1 tRNA gene is annotated in these 329 nt (G+C 41.0%); it reads left to right on the forward strand.

The features are described from left to right. The first annotated feature begins 240 nt into the window (after positions 1-240). Positions 241-325: transfer RNA gene (locus C2M35_RS15460), tRNA-Leu, on the forward strand. Positions 326-329: the final 4 nt, after the last annotated feature.

The following is a 329-nucleotide window of genomic DNA, read 5'->3' on the forward strand; positions in this document are numbered from 1 at the left end:
TGGTAGACGCGCTGGATTTAGGTTCCAGTATCTTCGGATGTGTGAGTTCAAGTCTCACCTTCCGCACCATGTTCTTGATAAGAACTAAAATTATCATCTTAATACATGCAAATGAGACGTTGGACTTAGCTTCCATAATAAATTTGGATGTAAATAATACATTGCGATAGTACGGAATTGGCAGTTGTCTTGATTAAGACGCTGGATTTAGGTTCCATATCATAATGTAAGTAATACATTGCGGGAGTGGCGGAATTGGTAGACGCGCTGGATTTAGGTTCCAGTATCTTCGGATGTGTGAGTTCAAGTCTCACCTTCCGCACCATGTA

Origin of the sequence: Pseudoalteromonas sp. T1lg76, assembly GCF_002964725.1 — a bacterium.
Taxonomy (GTDB): domain Bacteria; phylum Pseudomonadota; class Gammaproteobacteria; order Enterobacterales; family Alteromonadaceae; genus Pseudoalteromonas.